3 protein-coding genes are annotated in these 2,445 nt (G+C 66.9%); all 3 read left to right on the top strand.

The genetic code is table 11. The features are described from left to right. Positions 1-68: 68 nt before the first annotated feature. Entirely contained in the window at positions 69-533 is a 465-nt protein-coding gene (locus tag AC1DOC_RS29380) for a PaaI family thioesterase (protein ID WP_012748020.1), read from the top strand. A gap of 22 nt (positions 534-555) precedes the next feature. After that, positions 556-1,572: an NADP-dependent oxidoreductase gene (locus AC1DOC_RS29375; protein ID WP_027729637.1), complete on the top strand. Its 1,017-nt coding sequence runs from the start codon at positions 556-558 to the stop codon at positions 1,570-1,572. A gap of 32 nt (positions 1,573-1,604) precedes the next feature. After that, a partial coding sequence (locus AC1DOC_RS29370) for an acyl-CoA dehydrogenase family protein (RefSeq protein WP_478131092.1) occupies positions 1,605-2,445 on the top strand: 841 nt, incomplete at its 3' end.

Genomic DNA, 2,445 nt, shown 5'->3' with positions numbered 1-2,445 from the left:
CCCCGAACAAGAACAACAGCGCCCCGAACACATGAACCCCACAACACGACACGCAAAGCAAACCTGAGATGCCTTCCCCCGATTCCACCGACATCAACATCCTCTCCTACACGAGCCAGATCCCGTTCGCGCGGCACCTGGGCTTCGAGCTCACCAAGTTCGAGGGCGGCGAGTCCGAGATCATCTACACCGCCAAGCCCGAACATCTCAACACCTTCGACGTGACGCACGGCGGCGCCTGCATGACGCTGCTCGACATCACCATGGCGGCCGCCGCACGCAGCGTGGCGCCCGAGACCGGCGTGGTCACCATCGAGATGAAGACCAGCTTCATGCAGCCTTCGGTCGGGCCGCTGCATGCGCGCGGCACGCTGATCCACCGCACCGCGACGCTGGCCTTCACCGAGGCCAAGATCTACGACGAACTGGAGCGCGTGTGCGCGCACGCCACCGGCACCTTCAAGTACGTGAAGCGCCGCCTGCCCACCGGCCCCGCGAGCGCCAATGCGATGCGCCCACCTTCCACCGATTGATTGCATTTTCCCGGAGACCCCCATGCCCACCAACAAGCAGATCCACCTCGACAACCGCCCCGAAGGCGAAGCCGTTGCCGGCAACTTCAAGCTCGTGACCGCCGAGACGCCCGCGCTCAAGGACAACCAGGTGCTGGTGCGCCACCACTACATGAGCCTCGACCCCTACATGCGCGGTCGCATGAACGACTCCAAGAGCTACGCCCAGCCGCAGCCGCTGGGCCAGGTCATGCAGGGCGGCACGGCCGGCGAAGTGGTCGAGAGCAAGCACCCCAAGTACGCCGTCGGCGACAAGGTGGTGGGCTTCGGCGGCTGGCAGGAATACAGCGTGGTCGATGCCTCGCAGCCCGGCGCGCTCAAGAAGGTCGACACCACGCAGGTGCCGCTGTCGCACTACCTCGGCGCGGTCGGCATGCCGGGCGTCACGGCCTGGTACGGCCTCGTGAAGATCATTGCGCCGAAGGCCGGCGAGACGATGGTGGTCACGGCCGCCAGCGGCGCGGTCGGCAGTGCCTTCGGTGCATTGGCCAAGGCGCGCGGCTGCCGCGTGGTGGGCATTGCAGGCGGGCCGGACAAGTGCAAGTACGTGACCGACGAGCTCGGCTTCGATGCCTGCATCGACTACCGCCAGCACCCCGACGCCAAGAGCATGAGCGCCGCGCTCAAGGAAGCCTGCCCGAATGGCATCGACGGCTATTTCGAGAACGTGGGCGGCTACATCTTCGACGCCGTGCTGCTGCGCGCCAATGCCTTCTCGCGCGTGGCGCTGTGCGGAATGATCGCGGGCTACGACGGCCAGCCGCTGCCGCTCGCGAACCCGGCGCTGATCCTCATCAACCGCATGAAGATCGAAGGCTTCATCGTGAGCGAGCACATGGAAGTGTGGCCCGAGGCGCTGGCCGAGCTCGGTGCGCTGGTGGCCAGCGGCAAGCTCAGGCCGCGCGAGTCGGTGGCGCAAGGCATAGCGGCTGCCCCTGAGGCCTTCCTGGGTTTGCTCAAGGGCAAGAATTTCGGCAAGCAGCTCGTCAAGCTAGTCTGAATGAGCTGAACGCACGGCAAGGAGGCCGGTTTATGGAAACGACGCACGAGGTGTTCAACCAGCCCGAACCGCTGGTGGGCTACAACCTCTTCGAAACCAACCGGCCCCTGCGCGATGCGTTGAAGTTCAATGCGCCGCAACTGCAGGTGGCGCACTTGCAGGAGTTGGGGGCCGCCATCGGCTCGGCCGAGATGCAGGCGCATGCGCGGCTCGCCAACACCCATCCGCCCGAACTGCACACGCACGACCGCTTCGGCCGGCGCATCGACGAGGTGGAGTTCCACCCGAGCTATCACCTGCTCATGGCCGCCGCCGTGGGCGCAGGCCTGCACGGCACGCCCTGGACGGGCACTTCGGCCTCGCCGCACGTGCTGCGGGCGGCCGGCTTCATGCTCTTCACCGAGCTGGAGCCATCGATCCTTTGCCCGGTCTCGATGACCTACGCCGCCACGCCGGCGCTGCGCAGCAATGCCGCCGTGTATGCCGACTGGGGCCCGAAGCTCGGCAGCCTCTGGTACGACCCGGCGCTCGCTTCGTTCAAGGACAAGCCCGGCCTGACCATGGGCATGGGCATGACCGAGAAGMAGGGCGGCTCCGACGTGCGCGCCAACACCACGCAAGCCGTGCGCGACGGCAGCGACGCCTGGGGCGAGCGCTACGCGATCACCGGCCACAAGTGGTTCTTCTCGGCGCCGATGTGCGACGCCTTCCTGGTGCTCGCGCAGGCGCCGGCCGGCCTGAGCTGCTTCTTCCTGCCGCGCGTGCTGCCCGACGGCAGCCGCAACGCCATCCACATCCAGCGCCTGAAGGACAAGCTCGGCAACAAGGCCAATGCGAGCTCCGAGGTCGAGTTCCACGGCGCCAGCGCCTGGC

This window comes from Variovorax sp. 01T439_2, assembly GCF_056398445.1.
This window is presented reverse-complemented; position numbering and strand designations above follow the sequence as displayed.

What these genes read in the sequence shown, in the direction of transcription:
- AC1DOC_RS29380 (WP_012748020.1), top strand. Translation starts at nt 69, where the DNA reads ATGCCTTCCCCCGATTCCACCGACATCAACATCCTCTCCTACACGAGC.
- AC1DOC_RS29375 (WP_027729637.1), top strand. Translation starts at nt 556, where the DNA reads ATGCCCACCAACAAGCAGATCCACCTCGACAACCGCCCCGAAGGCGAA.